The sequence below is a fragment of the Pandoraea anapnoica genome (genome assembly GCF_902459765.1).
In the GTDB taxonomy this organism is placed as follows: domain Bacteria; phylum Pseudomonadota; class Gammaproteobacteria; order Burkholderiales; family Burkholderiaceae; genus Pandoraea; species Pandoraea anapnoica.
This window is the reverse complement of record NZ_CABPSP010000017.1, coordinates 18654-33487: the sequence shown is the minus strand read 5'-3', so window position 1 is coordinate 33487 and position 14834 is coordinate 18654. Positions and strand designations below refer to the sequence as shown.

11 protein-coding genes and 1 other RNA gene are annotated in these 14834 nt (G+C 61.8%); 4 read left to right on the top strand and 8 right to left on the bottom strand.

What is annotated here, in order from left to right; all coding sequences use genetic code 11:
• Positions 1–83: 83 nt before the first annotated feature.
• On the top strand, positions 84–4070 hold the full coding sequence (locus PAN31117_RS23290; RefSeq protein WP_174991084.1) for a DUF748 domain-containing protein: 3987 nt from the start codon (positions 84–86) through the stop codon (positions 4068–4070).
• A 30-nt stretch (positions 4071–4100) separates the two neighbouring features.
• Positions 4101–4470: a transfer-messenger RNA gene (gene ssrA / locus PAN31117_RS23285) on the top strand.
• Positions 4471–4654: 184 nt separating this feature from the next.
• Here ssrA and PAN31117_RS23280 read toward each other — a convergent pair.
• The 5 genes from PAN31117_RS23280 to PAN31117_RS23260 all read right to left on the bottom strand — a co-directional run bounded on the left by PAN31117_RS23280 (position 4655) and on the right by PAN31117_RS23260 (position 8421).
• Positions 4655–5266 carry an alpha/beta fold hydrolase gene (locus PAN31117_RS23280; protein WP_150740314.1) on the bottom strand — a complete coding sequence of 204 codons (612 nt, stop codon included), beginning with the start codon at positions 5264–5266 and terminating at the stop codon, positions 4655–4657.
• A gap of 82 nt (positions 5267–5348) precedes the next feature.
• A complete protein-coding gene (locus PAN31117_RS23275) occupies positions 5349–6179 on the bottom strand; it encodes a GIN domain-containing protein (RefSeq protein WP_150740313.1) in 831 nt (276 codons plus the stop codon).
• Positions 6176–6490, bottom strand: a complete 315-nt coding sequence (locus PAN31117_RS23270) for a PadR family transcriptional regulator (RefSeq protein WP_217429715.1) — start codon at positions 6488–6490, stop codon at positions 6176–6178. The genes PAN31117_RS23275 and PAN31117_RS23270 overlap by 4 nt, the downstream gene beginning before the upstream one ends.
• A 142-nt stretch (positions 6491–6632) precedes the next feature.
• Positions 6633–7712, bottom strand: coding sequence for a linear amide C-N hydrolase (locus PAN31117_RS23265; RefSeq protein ID WP_150740311.1), 1080 nt, complete (start codon positions 7710–7712; stop codon positions 6633–6635).
• A 109-nt stretch (positions 7713–7821) separates the two neighbouring features.
• Positions 7822–8421 carry a LysE family translocator gene (locus tag PAN31117_RS23260; protein WP_150740310.1) on the bottom strand — a complete coding sequence of 200 codons (600 nt, stop codon included), beginning with the start codon at positions 8419–8421 and terminating at the stop codon, positions 7822–7824.
• 329 nt (positions 8422–8750) lie between these two features.
• Between PAN31117_RS23260 and PAN31117_RS23255 the strand changes: the two genes are divergently transcribed.
• Both PAN31117_RS23255 and PAN31117_RS23250 read left to right on the top strand, forming a co-directional pair.
• A complete protein-coding gene (locus PAN31117_RS23255) occupies positions 8751–9650 on the top strand; it encodes a LysR substrate-binding domain-containing protein (protein WP_150740309.1) in 900 nt (299 codons plus the stop codon).
• Between the two features lie 79 nt (positions 9651–9729).
• On the top strand, positions 9730–11022 hold the full coding sequence (locus PAN31117_RS23250) for an MFS transporter (protein WP_150740308.1): 1293 nt from the start codon (positions 9730–9732) through the stop codon (positions 11020–11022).
• Positions 11023–11038: 16 nt separating this feature from the next.
• On the opposite strand, the gene PAN31117_RS23245 is transcribed toward PAN31117_RS23250, so the two are convergent.
• From PAN31117_RS23245 to PAN31117_RS23235, 3 genes are all read right to left on the bottom strand, one after another.
• Positions 11039–11506 carry a hypothetical protein gene (locus PAN31117_RS23245; RefSeq protein ID WP_150740307.1) on the bottom strand — a complete coding sequence of 156 codons (468 nt, stop codon included), beginning with the start codon at positions 11504–11506 and terminating at the stop codon, positions 11039–11041.
• 134 nt (positions 11507–11640) lie between these two features.
• A complete protein-coding gene (locus PAN31117_RS23240; protein ID WP_246189232.1) occupies positions 11641–13047 on the bottom strand; it encodes a c-type cytochrome in 1407 nt (468 codons plus the stop codon).
• An 11-nt stretch (positions 13048–13058) separates the two neighbouring features.
• Positions 13059–14834, bottom strand: coding sequence for a GMC family oxidoreductase (locus tag PAN31117_RS23235; RefSeq protein WP_039399470.1), 1776 nt, complete (start codon positions 14832–14834; stop codon positions 13059–13061).

Sequence of the window (14834 nt, the reverse complement as noted above, 5' to 3'; positions counted from 1 at the left end):
CAACACTCGCGGCGCGTTCTGGGAATGTCCCGCCGCGCCCCATGGCGCTGCGTATGCTTCATAGGCTACTTACGGGAGACCGCATGGCCGAGCAAGCGAACGATCGCGACCCCTCAAAAGCTTCCCCCGCAGACGGCACCCGCCTGCAGCAAGGCCTCGCCCGCGCACAGGCGCTTGGACGCGACCCGAACGTGCGCCGCCGCGCACGCAAGACCGGACTGTGGGCCGCAGGGATCATTGCCGTGTTTGGCGTGGTCGGCTACTTCACGGTACCGGCCGTGCTCAAGCATTACGCCGTCGACAAGCTCTCCGCTTATCTCGAACGGCCGGTGAGCGTCGGCGACGTCAGTTTCAACCCGTACACACTGCGTCTCGATCTGCATCAGGTGCATATCGGCGACAAGACACCCGGCCAGCCGTTCGTCGATATCGGCGAATTGCGGGTGAACGCCTCGTGGAGCTCGCTGTTCCGCTTTGCCCCGGTGATCGGCGAGCTATACGTCGACACGCCCGTCGTGAACATCGTGCGCACCGCGCCGCAGCGGTTCAACTTCTCGGACATCATCGATCGCGCGACGTCCGGTCCGCCCTCGCCCGAACCATCGAAGCCTGCGCGCTTTGCACTGAACAATGTGCAGATCAAGAACGGCACGATTCGCATTGATGATGCCTATCAGAACGAAAAGCACGTTGTCGACAATCTGCAAGTCGGCGTGCCATTCATTGCCAACCTGCCTGCCGACACCGATATTTTCGTACAGCCGCTGCTGCAGGCGTCCATCGACGGCTCGCCGCTGCATATCTCCGGACAGACCAAACCGTTTGCCGACTCGCTGGAGTCGACGGTCGACATCAAGCTCGACCGACTCGACGTGCCGAAGTACCTCGGTTACGCGCCCATGACCATTCCCGCGCATATCAAGAGCGGTGCGGTCAGTACCGATCTGAAACTGCGCTTTACGCGAGACAAGGACGGCAACCACGTAGTCCTGACGGGAACTGCGGGATTGGCTGACGCGGTGATCAACGAAGCTGACGGCTCACCGCTCGTTGCGGTCAAACAAATCGACGTCAAGCTGGGCAAGGTCGAACCGCTGAGCAACATTTATCACATCGACAGCGTACGGATCGATGGCCTTGACCAGCACGTCACGATGGAAAAGGACGGGTCGATCAACGTCGTAAAAGCCCTGCTGCCGCAACGGCCGGTGCTGAAGGCTGTCGGCAAAGCGGTCGACGAGGCGGCGGCATCTCCCAAGGCGAGCGAAGCAGCCAAGTCCGCGCCGAAGGTCGCTGCCGAACAAACGGCACGCCCCGCCACGCCCGCATCGGCCGCTGAAGCCGCGCAGGCGAAGGCTGCGGCCGCCGCGCAACCCTTGCCGCTCGACTTACTCGTCGGCGAGGTTTCGCTGGTGAACAGCAAGCTGCGTTTCACCGATGAACGCAGCGCAAAGCCCGCAAGCATTGCGCTGGAGAACGTCCAGCTCGCCGTGAAACAGTTTTCTACGCTGGGTAAGGACCCCGCAACTTACGATGCGTCGCTGGGCATCCAAAGCGGTGGCTCGCTGAAGGCCCACGGTCAGTTCAGCCTGCCTGCGTATAACGCCAGCGGGGAACTGGACGCACAGTCGATCGCGCTCGCGCCGCTGCTGCCGTTTGCGCAAGGCGCTCTCGCTGGCGACCTGAAGAGCGGCACGGTCGGTGCGCAGGCGACGTTCAATGCCGCGTTTGCCCCCGACAAGCAGCCCAATGTGCAGATCGCGCCCGCCACGGCGACGCTTGAGAAGATCGAGTGGCTGACCGGTCAGAAGGGCGATGCTCCCGTGAAGCTGGCCAAGGCGCAGGCGAAGCTTTCGCACTTCGACCTTGGTGCCCGTCAGGCGGTCGTGGATGAAGTGACGGTCAGCGGTTTGGACGTCGCCGCACGCCGCGACAAGGACGGCAAGATCAACCTGCTGGCGCTGACCGGCGACGGCCAGCCGAAGGCGTCCGCAAGCAGCGGCAGCGGGATCAACGCCCGTGTCGGCACCGAACGCGGTCGACGTACGTCTGCCAAAGCCCCCGCATCGAACACGCAAGCCGCGGGCGGATGGCAGTGGAAGGTCGGCAAGGTCTCGGTCGAGAACGCGAGCATCGGATTTGAGGATCGCGCGGTCAAAGGCCGTCCGATCAATGCGAAGTTCGCGCCGCTCAACATCAAGGTCCAGGGCGCGTCGCAAGACATGACCAAGCCGTTGCAGCTTGAAGTGAACGGCACGCTTAACAAGAAGGGCTCGCTCAACGCGACGGGTAGCGTCACGCCGCAGCCGTTGTCCGGCGATCTTCAGGTCAAAACCGAGCAGCTCGATCTGGCTGCGTTCGATTCGTACATGAGCGACGAACTGAACGCGAGCATCGCGAGCGCCTTGCTCTCCAGCAACGGACGCGCCACCTTCGCGATGAAGGGCGACACCCCGCAAGCGACGTATCGCGGTGACGCCACGCTCGGCAACGTACGCCTGCTCGACAAGGTGACGACAGACGACTTCGTGCGCTGGAATGCGTTGGCGGTGCAGCAGATCAATTTGGCGGTGGGCAGCGGCAAACCTAACGTCCAGTTGGGCAGCATTGCGCTGTCGCGCTTTTACGCGCGTCTGATCATCAATGCTAACGGCCGCCTGAATCTGGCCGACGTTGTGGGCAATAACCAGGCGCCCCGCTCACTTACCCGAGCAAATGAAGGCATACCGCTGGACGCGGCGTCCGCAGCGAAGCCCCCGCTCGATGCGGCGGCTTCGGCCGTAGAGGCAGGACAGCCGACGGAGGTCGAGAAGAAGGAGCAATCGCCGGGCAAGACGACGGCCGAACGGGGCCCCGGCTACGGAACGGGCAAGGCGCTACCTGCGGACGTCCACATCGGACGTATCACCCTGCAAGGCGGCAACATCAACTTCACGGACAACTTCGTCAAGCCGAACTACACGGCCAATCTGACGGACATCGGCGGACGGATCGGTGCCTTTGGCACTGCTACCACCGAACCGGCCGAAGTCGCATTGCAGGGCAAGGTGAACCGCAACGCGCCGATCAATATCAACGGCAAGATCAACCCGCTGGCGCCGATGGCGTTCGTGGATCTCGGCGCGAAAGCGGATGGCATCGAATTGACCAACCTCACGCCGTACTCCACGAAATACGCGGGTTACCCCATCGAAAAGGGCAAGCTCACGGTCGACGTTCACTATCTGCTCGATCAAGCGAAGCTCACCGCGAACAACCACATCTTTATCGATCAGTTGACGTTCGGCGACCACGTGGACAGCCCGACGGCGACCAACCTGCCGGTGCGGCTGGCGGTGTCGTTGCTGAAGAACTCACGCGGTGAAATCGACGTCGACATACCGATTTCCGGCTCGCTGGACGATCCGCAGTTCAGCCTCGGCGGCGTGATTTTCCGTGCGTTCGTGAACCTGATCGTCAAGGCGGCCACCGCACCGTTCAGCTTATTGGCATCCGCATTCGGCGGTGGCGAGCAGGAACTCGGGTACGTTGAATTCGCCCCCGGGAGCGCGCGTCTGTCGCCCGCCGACGAAAAGCGTCTCGAAACGCTGGTCAAGGCGCTGAACGATCGCGAAGCGCTGAAGCTGGACATCGTAGGTCGCGTAGACCCCGCCAAGGACACCGACGGCCTGCGTAGCGTGGCGGTCGCGCGCGCTATCAAGGCGCAGAAGGTCAAGGCGATGGTCGGCAAGGGCGAGAGCATTGATGTTGACAGCGTGACGGTGACGCCGGAGGAACGTAGCAAGTACCTCACAGCTGCCTACAAGGCGGCCGACTTCGCGAAACCTCGCAACATGATCGGACTCACCAAGTCGCTGCCGGATGACGAAATGGAGAAGCTCATGGAGACGAACGTCAAGGTGGGCGACGACGATCTACGGGCGCTGGCCGAACGCCGCGCCCAGCGAGTGCGGTCGTGGCTGGACGGCAAGATCGCTTCTGACCGGCTGTTCGTGGTGGCGCCGAAGCTGAACGCGGACGGCATCAAGGACAAGGGGGCCACCACGCGTGTCGACTTCGCACTGAAGTGAGGCATTTGTGTCATAATCGATCATTCCACTGGGGCCGACATGGTTTCGACGTGGGTATAAAGCGATGCAGGGCATACCGAGGACCCGTCACCTCGTTAATCAATGGGAAAAACGTAACTGCAAACGACGAAACGTTCGCACTGGCAGCCTAAGGGCCGCCGTCCTCTGCCTAGTTCACTGACGGACTAGTGTCGCAAGACCGGTAGCAATACCGCCAGAGGTCATATACGTCAGTTAAGCCTTGGTGGCGTCACGACGCCAAGGTCGAAAATTTAGTGAATCGCTGTTGCGTAGCGTGTTCGTCCGCGACAAAACAGTTAAATCAAATGACAGAACTAAGTATGTAGAACTGGTCGTAGAGTGCTTGCGGACGCGGGTTCGATCCCCGCCGGCTCCACCAATATTCTGATCGTCAACGACAACGAAAGACGGTCAAACCCAAATGAAAACGGGCCTTCGGGCCCGTTTTTCTTTTTCTGCGAAGTCTTCCGTACCGTACTCGGGGCGCCGTGTCTCCAGATCGAACGGATTGCAGCCGTCCAGATCGATCCATTGAAATCCGCCACTTCTTGAGTCAAGCGATTTCAACCGCTTGATAGATGATCATTAACCAACGGCGCTAGTTCTGCCGCATGGACAGACGCCAGATCATGATGCCCACCTCGAACCACATGCAATCGAGCATCTGGAAGGGACATAAGAAGTTTTTCCCCTACAGCGACCGGACTATACGGATCCGCATCCCCCCAAAGCAACAAGGTCGGTTGGACAATCTTATGCAGCTCGCCGGAAAGGTTTGAACTGTACGAAACGAACCAGTCTGGCAGCGTCCCATTCGTTTTCAAGAAATCAGCACGCCAGTCCTCGGCACCCAAGTTAGCCATGTCCAATCCCCCGGACGTCACCGACAAGACCAAATGGGTCACTTGATCCTGCTTTTCCAACGCCGCTCGAATTGCAATGACTCCTCCCATCGATTGAGCAACGATGGCAGTCGGTTGATCAATGCGACGAACAACATGCCGAACCAGTTCCTCAAAATTCGTTATGTCCGGGGACGGCGCGACACCTCCAAAACCTGGATAACCGACAATCGATTTGGATGCGTTGCATGTGATTCGTCCAGCAAGAGGCTCCCAGAATGTCGTGCTACCAGACGCACCAGGCAAGAAAAGTAGTTGTGATGGGATGGTCATATCATTGCGTTGTTATCAAACCGATTGAAGCGGCAATCGGTGGCAAAACGCCCCCTGTTTGCTTGGGGGGGGCGACACTCTGCTATCGCGGCACTTTAACGGCTCCACCACCTTTAACGTGCGTTGTCAGCTTCGTAGGTCGCGTCAACAACACGACGTCACCACCGCCGTTGCTTGCAATGTCTGCCACGCCGCTTGGCGCAATCGTGAGGTCACCATGCCCAGTCACGTCCACCTTGGCGTTCGCTGCAGCAAGCATGCTGGTGTCGACATCGCCCGTCCCTTCCATTGTCACGAGCAATTCGTCGACACGCCCGGCCGCCTTGATGTCGCCAGATCCGTCCAGCGCAAGACGTAACGAGGGCTGCGCAACGTTCAACAACGTCAGCTCTCCGCTTCCGCGCAATGCCCAGGACTCGATGGAGGGACCTTCGAGATCGACCGATATCTGGTTGTCGCTAAAGAAGCGCGGCTTGAAGCGGCCGTGGAGTTGCTCGTTCTCGAGACGTACGTGCTCGACCAGCCACGAAGGCCCTCGTACGACTGCCCGCGCCGTCTGCGCCGGTTGCCAGCGCACGACCACCGGCAGATCGATTGACATCGCCCTACCCGGCGCCCATGCAAGCAAACGCTCAACAGTGTCGCCGGACGGATGACGTGGACTTGCGATCCGGAACAGAATCCGCTTTGCCGTCGCCTTGATACGCCCGCCTTCCGTTCGAGTATCGGCCAAATGCGCCTTGGCCAACCCGTCAGGATCCCCGAGCGCTTCGGCCGTCAGCGTCTCGTCACGGCCATTTGCCAGGGACTCTTCAAAATGTGCGGCATAGTCCTTCAGAATCTCCGCCCGCTCCGCTGGCGAGATCTCGACGAGTGCAATATCCAGACGTCGAAGGAATTCCCTTTTGTTCATGCGTTGGCTCCAAGAACCTGATTGACGGACTCGACGAAGTGTTTCCACTCGCTGATCTGCGCACGAAGTGAAGCCTGACCAGCGGGTTTAAGACGGTAATACTTACGTGACGGACCACCTGCCGACGCCTGCATGTAGCTTTCGATAAGCCCCTCGGCTTCAAGCCGCCGCATCAGCGGATAAATCGTCCCTTCGCGCATATCGACCGCTTTCGCAAGGTTGCGGGAGATGTCATACGCGTAGCTATCGCCCTTTTCCAGGAGCGCTAGTACGCAGAGGTCTAGCACCCCTTTCTTAAGCTGCGTCGAGATTGAATCACTCATAAGCGTTACGTCAGCTCCGGACCAACTATCATGCATTGCATCATAGCATGTAATACATGCTAGTCAGTAAGCAGAAATGAAAACGGGCCCGAAGGCCCATTTTTCGTTTCCGACAGCACCTAAACGGATTTCACCCCGCTTTCCCCGACTTCAACCCAAGAAACGGGAACGGTGGCGCAGCTTTGAAGCTAGCGGAAACTTCGCCGCTGAAGGTGTTTCGCTGGTCTTTCCCGAGATCAAGGCGCTTAACCTGCGCACCTGCCGAAAAATCGACCTTGTTGAGATCCACCCAGAAGGTATTCGGCGTGAGCGCCGACTCGAAGAAATAGAGCATGCGCTTGTGATCGACGACCGTTCGCCAGCGCGTCGACGAGATATTCGGCTGCCCCGGCGTCGTAATGCCAAACGGCACCGACGCATTGCGAATCACGCCAAACATGCTCGCCAGCGCCTCCACCGGATCTTCGCTCTTCGGAATCGCGTTGACGTAAAACGACGCCCGCGCAAAACGGTCCGACGCGCGGTTGGTTCCCGGCAGGAACGTCGTGCCACCGATCTGTGTCCAGTAAGCATTCAACGCGAGCTGCTCGTCGAACGTCGGCGAGTTCGTCATCACCTGATACTGCTTGCCGTGATGAATCACCTGCCGACCATTGATGTATTCGACGATGGCGCTGTCGCCCGTCTTGTCCGACATCGACAAGTGCAGCGTCGTGAGCCGATCCTCGCCCGGCACGTTATCCGTCACGACCGTGAACGGCTCCTTCTCCAACGCCGAGACGGCCTCGGCGACCGTCGCGAAATTGTCCAGGACGTACTGCGCCCACGCGGCAATCGTCAGACCCGGTTTGGAATCCTTGTCGAACTTCGGATATTGCGACTCCACGAGCCACAACAGCTGCGCAGACAAACCCTTCTCATTGACGCCATCGGTCGTCGACACGTCGTAACCGGTCGCCACGACACTGCCGTACTTCGCCGTCCAGCGGATGGAGTTCGGCCCGGCCTCACCCGTGCGTGCAATGCCCCGAGGCAGCACATACAGATTGGTCGCGACATCCCGCTTCCAGTCCATCGAGCGGGCAGTAATGACGTCGTCGTTCGCACCGAGATACACCACACGTGTGCAGGCCAGCGACGACAGAGGGGACAACGCGAGCGTTGCCGCAGCGACGAGACACGGCAACGTCCTGACGAATTTACGGGGCATGGCGATACCTCACATTTGGGGGAAGGGTACGCAAGAACCGTCAGTATAACGATGGAATTCCCCCACCCTCCCCATTCTGTCGGGGTTTCTCAGTCCGCCGCGCGAGGCGTCACTCCACCAGAATCGGATACAGCGAAGCGACGAGCAGCACCGCCGCCACCCCGTTGAAGATTCGCACCGAACGCGCGTCGGTCAGCACACGACGCATCGCCACGCCAAATCCCGCCCACAGCCCGATGCACGGCGCGCCGAGCATGCCGTAGATCACGGCGAGCAAGGCGACGTCGGGCAAATGCGACGCGTTGGGCAGATACGTGCTGATCGCGCCCACGGCCATCACCCATGCCTTCGGGTTCACCCATTGGAACGCTGCCGCGCCGATGAAACCCATCGGGCGCTCGCGACCACGCCGCTCATCATCCATCGGCCCCGAGCGCGCCAGATGCCACGCCAGCCACAGCAGATACGCCGCGCCGACGTACTTCAGGACCGTATGGATGATGGGGAAACGCACGAAAACCGTATGCAGGCCAGCACCGGTCAGGAACACCATCAGCGCGAATCCGAAGGCGATACCCGCGAGATGCGGCAGCGTGCGCACGAAGCCGTAATTCAGCCCCGAGGCGAGCACCATCATGTTGTTGGGTCCGGGTGTCACCAGCGTAATGACAGCGAAGGCGCAGAAAGCCAGAAGTTGTTCGGTCGTCATAGTCGTCAATTTGAAACGCCGCGCCGGTGCCGCATTCTGCGAACACGCGAAAAGGACGCGGTGTGACAGCATAGACACGCGTACCGCCGCACACCCGATACACTTCACCGAATCCGCACGGGCCTGTACCGGTCGTCCACCATGACAATTGAGCCGCGCTGCCCGTTGCGGCACATCGCTCGACGTCACGCGACATCGTGAAACGCCGCCAGACGCACCACACGCGCCAACGTCGTGCGAGAATCGACGTCATCCGAACGACCTCTCGAAGCCGTCGCCCTACGCCCCAATCGCGCCAGGGCACCCATCGAACGCTCGACACTCACCCCATGTCGCCACGTCTGCCACCGTTGTCCGCCCTGCGCCTGTTCGAAGCGGCGGGACGCCATCAGAGTTTCAAACGTGCCGCCGCCGAATTGCATCTCACGCCGAGTGCGGTCAGCCACGGCATTGTCGGACTGGAGCAGACGCTGGGTGTGGCGCTCTTCACGCGCTCGCCACAAGGACTGACGCTCACGCCGGAGGGCGTGGACTATCTCGCGTACGTGACCGAGGCGTTCTCGCTGCTGCTCACCGGCACGCGACGTCTGCCAACCCCGGACGCCTCCCGCGCCATTGCCATCACTTGCGCACCGACCCTCGCCTCACGCTGGCTGCTGCCGCGTCTGGACACGTTCATGCGTCGCATGCCGGGCGTCGACATCACCGTCGACACCTCGCGCCGTCAGGTCGGCTTTCCCACCGACGGCTTCGACTTCGCCATCCGCCTCTCACGCGCGCCCGTCGCCAGCGACGCGTGGCACCGTCTGTTCGGCGAACGTTTCGTCCCAGTGTGCAGCCCGGCCTATCTCGCGATGCGCGCGCGTGAGGACGGCACTATCGATCTGCGCGAGGCGACTCGCATTCATGTGAGCAGCGCCAGCGAAGACTGGCAGGTCTGGGCTGAAAGCGCGGGCATCGACGACTTCGACACCCGTGGCGGACTGAGTTTCGACAGCATTCAACTGGCGTTCGAAGCCGCCATGGCGGGCCTTGGCATCGTGATCGGACGTCGCCCGCTGGTCGACGAATATCTCGCGAATGGCATCCTCGTCCCCGCGCACGACGTCACCACGCAATCGCAAGGCGCGTACTGGCTGATCAGCGCCCCCGACATCGAGCCGCACCCCGAGTGCGTGGCGTTTCGCGACTGGGTCATCGAACAGGCAGGCAACCATCAAGGTGAATAAAATTCACCTGAAAGCTCACACAACTCCTTTGCCAGACGGAGACTTCATTGCGACACTTCGGTGAGGAGGATTCACCATCATGTCGCAAACCACCCCACCCGCATCGGCGTCGCTACAGGGACGCGTCACCCTCATCATTCTTGCCGGCGCGCTCGTACTCAGTGCCGCGATGGGTACGCGCCAGACGTTCGGTCTCTTCATTAATCCGTTCTCCTACGACCGCGGCGTGCCCGTTACGCTGGTCGCGTTCGCCATCGCCCTGCACAACCTCGTGTGGGGCTTCGCGCAGCCGTTTGCGGGTGCGATGGCAGACCGTCACGGCCCTGCCCCTGTCGTCGCGTTCGGCGCGTTCGCCTTTGCGGCCGGACTGGCGATGGCCGCACTCGCACCGTCCGGCGTCTGGCTCGTGATCGGGCTGGGCGTGCTCGTCGGTCTTGGCATCAGTTGCACCACGTTCGGCGTGGTGCTACCTGCCGTGAGCCGTGCCGTCACGCCCGAGCGGCGCACGATGGCCATGGGACTCGTCAGCGCGGGCGGCTCGCTCGGACAGGTCGCACTCGTGCCTGTCGCGCAAGGGCTGCGCGAAACGTACGGCGTCTCCACCTCGCTCTTCGTACTCGCCCTGGTGTTGTGCTGCGCGGCGCCGCTCGGCCTGTTCATGACGATGTCCCGTCGCAGCAAGCCCACGCCCGGCAACGCCGCCCCCACGCCATCGGCCCAACCGGCCAAATCGGATGACGGCGAGCATGTGTCCCTTCGCGAGGTCCTTCGGCAGGCGCGTTCGCATCGCGGCTACCAACTGCTGACGCTTGGCTTCTTCACCTGCGGCTTTCAGCTCGCGTTCATCGCGACGCACTTGCCCGGCTATCTGCTGATGTGTCACATGCCGGTCGGGCTTGGCGCGACGGCACTCGCGCTGATCGGCCTGTTCAATATGCTCGGAAGCTGGGCGTGCGGCTGGCTCGGCGGACGGTATCGTCAGCACCATGTGCTCGGCTGGCTCTATCTCGTACGTGGCGCGGCCATCGCCCTCTTTTTCGTGCTGCCGAAAACCGACACAAGCGTCGTGATCTTTGCGGCCGTGATGGGCTTGACGTGGCTGGGCACCGTGCCGCTCACCAGCGGTCTGGTGGCGAAGGTGTTCGGCACGCGGCATCTGGGCACGCTCTTCGGCGTGTGCTTCATGAGCCATCAGGTCGGCTCGTTCCTCGGCGCGTGGCTGGGCGGATTCGTGCTCGACGTCACTGGGTCCTACAACCTGATCTGGGCCGCAACGGCGATTCTGGGCGCGGTAGCCGCGGCACTTCACTTCCCGATCAACGACGAAAGTATCGTGCCGCCGCTGCGCCCGCCGATGCCCGCGAACGTATAAGCGTCCGAGCGAAGCCTTACAACCGGTGCGCGTTCGCGAGACGGAAAATCTTCGTCCAGCGTTGCGCGAGCGCGCGGCCCGGCATCGGCACTCGCCAGCTCGGCTGCGCGTTGTGCGCGAGTTCGAGCGTCAGCGACCAACGTCCACCCTCGTTCACCGGATGGGCAGACGTGACATCCGAAAACACGAAGCGCGTCTCATGACCGTTCACGCGCAGCGTTCCCATCTTGCGGTCTGCGTCGAGCGTGAGTTCTCCCCATTCGCCGGACACGCTCACCAGACGCTTGCCGTCACGCCGCACACCATGCACCGCGCGATAGCGGTGCGCCGCGTCGACCACCAGCCACGCCACGATCAGTACGCAGACGACGATCGTCGCCAACGCTGCGAGCGTCCCGAAGCGCAGCGCGACGGCCGCATACAGACGCACTGCGCCATACACAATGCCCGCCAGTACGACGAGCGCCAAAATAATAAACGGCACGCGTGCCTCCCCGCGTCGAAAACCACATCCAAAACAAAAAGCCCCGCCGGCAGACTTGCCCGGCGGGGCTTCATTTCATCACAGGCGCGGTATCTGTGCCGACGTGAATCGGCACATCACCGCAACCCTCGCCATCAACGCTGCGGCTGCGGCGCGGCGGCGACATCCTTACGCACCTTGGCCACTTGCGCGGCGGTCACGGCCGGGGCCTTGTTGCCCCAACTCGAACGCACGAACGTCAGCACGTCGGCCACATCCTGATCCGTCAGACGGTCGTCGAAGCCCGGCATCGCGTAGTGCGTCGGTGCCGACTTCGTCGAGGGCATCTCCGCCCCGCGCAGCACGATGTGGATGAGCGAGGTCGGATCGACCGAGTTCACCGTCGAGCTGAGCGCCAGCGTCGGGAAGGTCTGCGTATAGCCCTTGCCCGTGCTGCGGTGGCATGCCGCGCAGTTGTCGAGGAAGGTGAGCGCACCGTTGCTCTTGTCCGACCCCACGCGCAACGCCTTGGCGGCGGTGTCGTCATACGCGAGCGCCTTGGCGTTCGGATCGACCGGCTTGAGCGTTTTCAGATACTTCGCAACCGCTGCGAGATCGTCGTCGCTCATGTGCTGAGTGCTGTGCTGCACCACGTCCGTCATGCCACCGAAAACAGCGGAATGGTCGTTACGTCCCGACTTGAGGAACGCCGTGATGTCGCCTTCGCTCCAGTTGCCCAGACCGTCCGTGACGTCGCCGCGCAGGTTCTTCGCGAGGAAGTTGTCGACCACGCCGCCCGACAGGAACGCCGTGCTGTCGTCGGTCAGCGCCTTCTCCTGCAACGCGAAGCCGCGCGGCGTGTGGCACGCGCTGCAATGGGCGAGGCCTTCGACGAGATAGCGTCCGCGCGAGATCGGATCGTTATCGGTCGATGCCGCGTCGGCTACCACAGCGGGGGCGAACATCTTGCGCCAGATCGACAACGGCCAGCGCATCGACATCGGCCACGGGATATCCGTCGCCTTGTTCGCCTGCGCGACCGGCTGCACGCCATTCATGAAGTACGCGTACAGCGCCTTCACATCTGCCGGACGCACCTTCGCATACGATGTGTATGGCATGGCGGGATATAACGTCGAGCCATTCTTCGCGATCCCGTGACGCACCGCTTTGTCGAAGTCTTCGAGGCTGTAGTTGCCGATACCGGTGTCTTTGTCCGGCGTGATGTTCGTCGAATAGATCGTGCCGATCGGCGACGCGATCGGCAGACCACCTGCGAACGGCTTGCCCTTGGGCGCCGTGTGACATGCCGCGCAATCTGCAGCGCGCGCGAGATATTCGCCCTGCTTGAGCAATTGCGCCTGCGGGTCGTTAGCGGCCGGTGTCTGCGGCGCGCTGCCGCCTTGCACCGTCACAGCGGGTACGGCAGGCGTGGGCACCGGCGAGACGGCAGCGCCCGAAGGCGCGGCCGCGTTCTGCGCCCAGACGGCAACGGCCGCGAGCGCCAGCGCACTGGCAGCGACCACACCAGCGGAGCGTTTCATCATCGTTTTGCGGATCATGGTTGCGCTCCTCACGCCTGGACCAGCGGGCCGGCGTTCTTGAGGTACTGCTCGCGAATCGCCTTCGCGGACCAGTACGCCAGCGCCGCCACCACGCCCGTGGGGTTGTAACCCATGTTCTGCGGGAACGCCGACGCCCCCATCACGAACACGTTGGAGACGTCCCAGCTCTGCAGATACTTGTTGACCACGCTGTTCGACGGGTTCGTGCCCATGATGGCCCCGCCCGTCGTATGCGTGCTCTGATAGATCCGCGTGTCGTAATGCGTGCCCTTCTTGCGAATGGCGCGGAACACCTTCTCGGGATTCATCGCACGGCCGACTTCTTCCATCCGGTCGCCCATGTAGCCGAGCATGTTGTATTCGTTGTCGTGCCAGTCGAATGTCATGCGCAGCAGCGGCACGCCATAGGCGTCCTTGTAGGTCGGGTCGAGATCGAGACACGCATCGCGATACGACATGACCGAACCGGAAATTCCGATCGTCATGTAACGCTGATACGCGTCGGCAATCCCCGCCTTCCACTTGCTGCCCCACGCTGGTGTACCCGGCACGGTCGGCGTCATCTTGATCGGACGTCCACCGTAGCGAATGTGACGAATGCTCGCCCCGCCGACGAAGCCGAGCGGTCCGTGATCGAACTGATCGCCATTCAGGTCGTCCATCGACACGCCGCCTGCGCCCGTACCGACGAACGGGTTGAGCTGCGTGCCCTTGGGCAGCAACACGTTCACCGCGCCGTTCATCTGATACGCGTAGTTCTTGCCGACCACGCCCTCGCCCGTCTTCGGGTCGTACGGCTTGCCGATGCCCGAGAGCAGCAGCAAACGCACGTTGTGCATCTGATACGCCGCCATGATCACGAGATCGGCAGGCTGTTCGACTTCACGGCCCTGCGCGTCGATGTAGGTCACGCCGGTTGCCTTCTTGCCGTCGCTGTCGAGATTGACCTTGATGACGTAAGAGTGCGTACGCAATTCGAAATTCGGCTTCTTGAGCAGCACCGGCAGAATGGTCGTCTGCGGAGATGCCTTCGAATACATGTAGCAACCGTAGTTCTCGCAGAACCCGCAGAAATTGCACGGCCCGAGGCGTACGCCGTACGGATTCGTGTACGGCTCGGACGTGTTCGCTGCCGGCGCGGGGTACGGATTGAAACCGACTTCGCGCGCGGCCTTCTCGAAAAGCTGCGCGCCGTAGGTGTTCTGCAGCGGCGGCGTAGGGAACTCGCTCGAACGTGCACCTTCGCGCGGGTTGCCGCCCGGCACGATTTTGCCGTTCAGATTGCCAGCCTTGCCCGACGTGCCGAACACTTTTTCGGCGAAGTCGAAGTGCGGCTCCAGTTCTTCGTAGCTCACGCCGAAGTCCTGAATCGTCATGCCTTCGGGGATGAACTTCTTGCCGTAGCGCTCTTCGTAATGACTGCGCAGCTTCAGCTCTTCCGGCAGGATCCGGTAATGCATGCCGTTCCAGTGAAAGCCTGCGCCGCCCACACCATTGCCCAGCAGGAACGAGCCGTTTTGACGATACGGCACGGCGAGGTCATCGGGCGTATGGCGAATTGTGACTGTCTCGCGCGCAAGCTCCTGAAAGAGCTTGCCGCGCACGGAGTATTCGAGTTCGTCGATGACTTTGGGGTACTGCGCGTCGGTGGGCGTGTCGCGCATCGCGCCACGCTCAAGTGCTACGACGTTGAGCCCGGCGTCGGTCAGTTCCTGGCCGAGAATAGCCCCGGTCCAGCCGAAGCCCACGATGACGGCGTCGACCTTATCTTTCTTGATTGCCAT

What these genes read in the sequence shown, in the direction of transcription:
- PAN31117_RS23290 (WP_174991084.1), top strand. Translation starts at nt 84, where the DNA reads ATGGCCGAGCAAGCGAACGATCGCGACCCCTCAAAAGCTTCCCCCGCA.
- PAN31117_RS23260 (WP_150740310.1), bottom strand. Translation starts at nt 8,421, where the DNA reads ATGACGACCGAACAACTTCTGGCTTTCTGCGCCTTCGCTGTCATTACG.
- PAN31117_RS23235 (WP_039399470.1), bottom strand. Translation starts at nt 14,834, where the DNA reads ATGGCAATCAAGAAAGATAAGGTCGACGCCGTCATCGTGGGCTTCGGC.
- PAN31117_RS23275 (WP_150740313.1), bottom strand. Translation starts at nt 6,179, where the DNA reads ATGAACAAAAGGGAATTCCTTCGACGTCTGGATATTGCACTCGTCGAG.
- PAN31117_RS23250 (WP_150740308.1), top strand. Translation starts at nt 9,730, where the DNA reads ATGTCGCAAACCACCCCACCCGCATCGGCGTCGCTACAGGGACGCGTC.
- PAN31117_RS23240 (WP_246189232.1), bottom strand. Translation starts at nt 13,047, where the DNA reads ATGATCCGCAAAACGATGATGAAACGCTCCGCTGGTGTGGTCGCTGCC.
- PAN31117_RS23280 (WP_150740314.1), bottom strand. Translation starts at nt 5,266, where the DNA reads ATGACCATCCCATCACAACTACTTTTCTTGCCTGGTGCGTCTGGTAGC.
- PAN31117_RS23255 (WP_150740309.1), top strand. Translation starts at nt 8,751, where the DNA reads ATGTCGCCACGTCTGCCACCGTTGTCCGCCCTGCGCCTGTTCGAAGCG.
- PAN31117_RS23265 (WP_150740311.1), bottom strand. Translation starts at nt 7,712, where the DNA reads ATGCCCCGTAAATTCGTCAGGACGTTGCCGTGTCTCGTCGCTGCGGCA.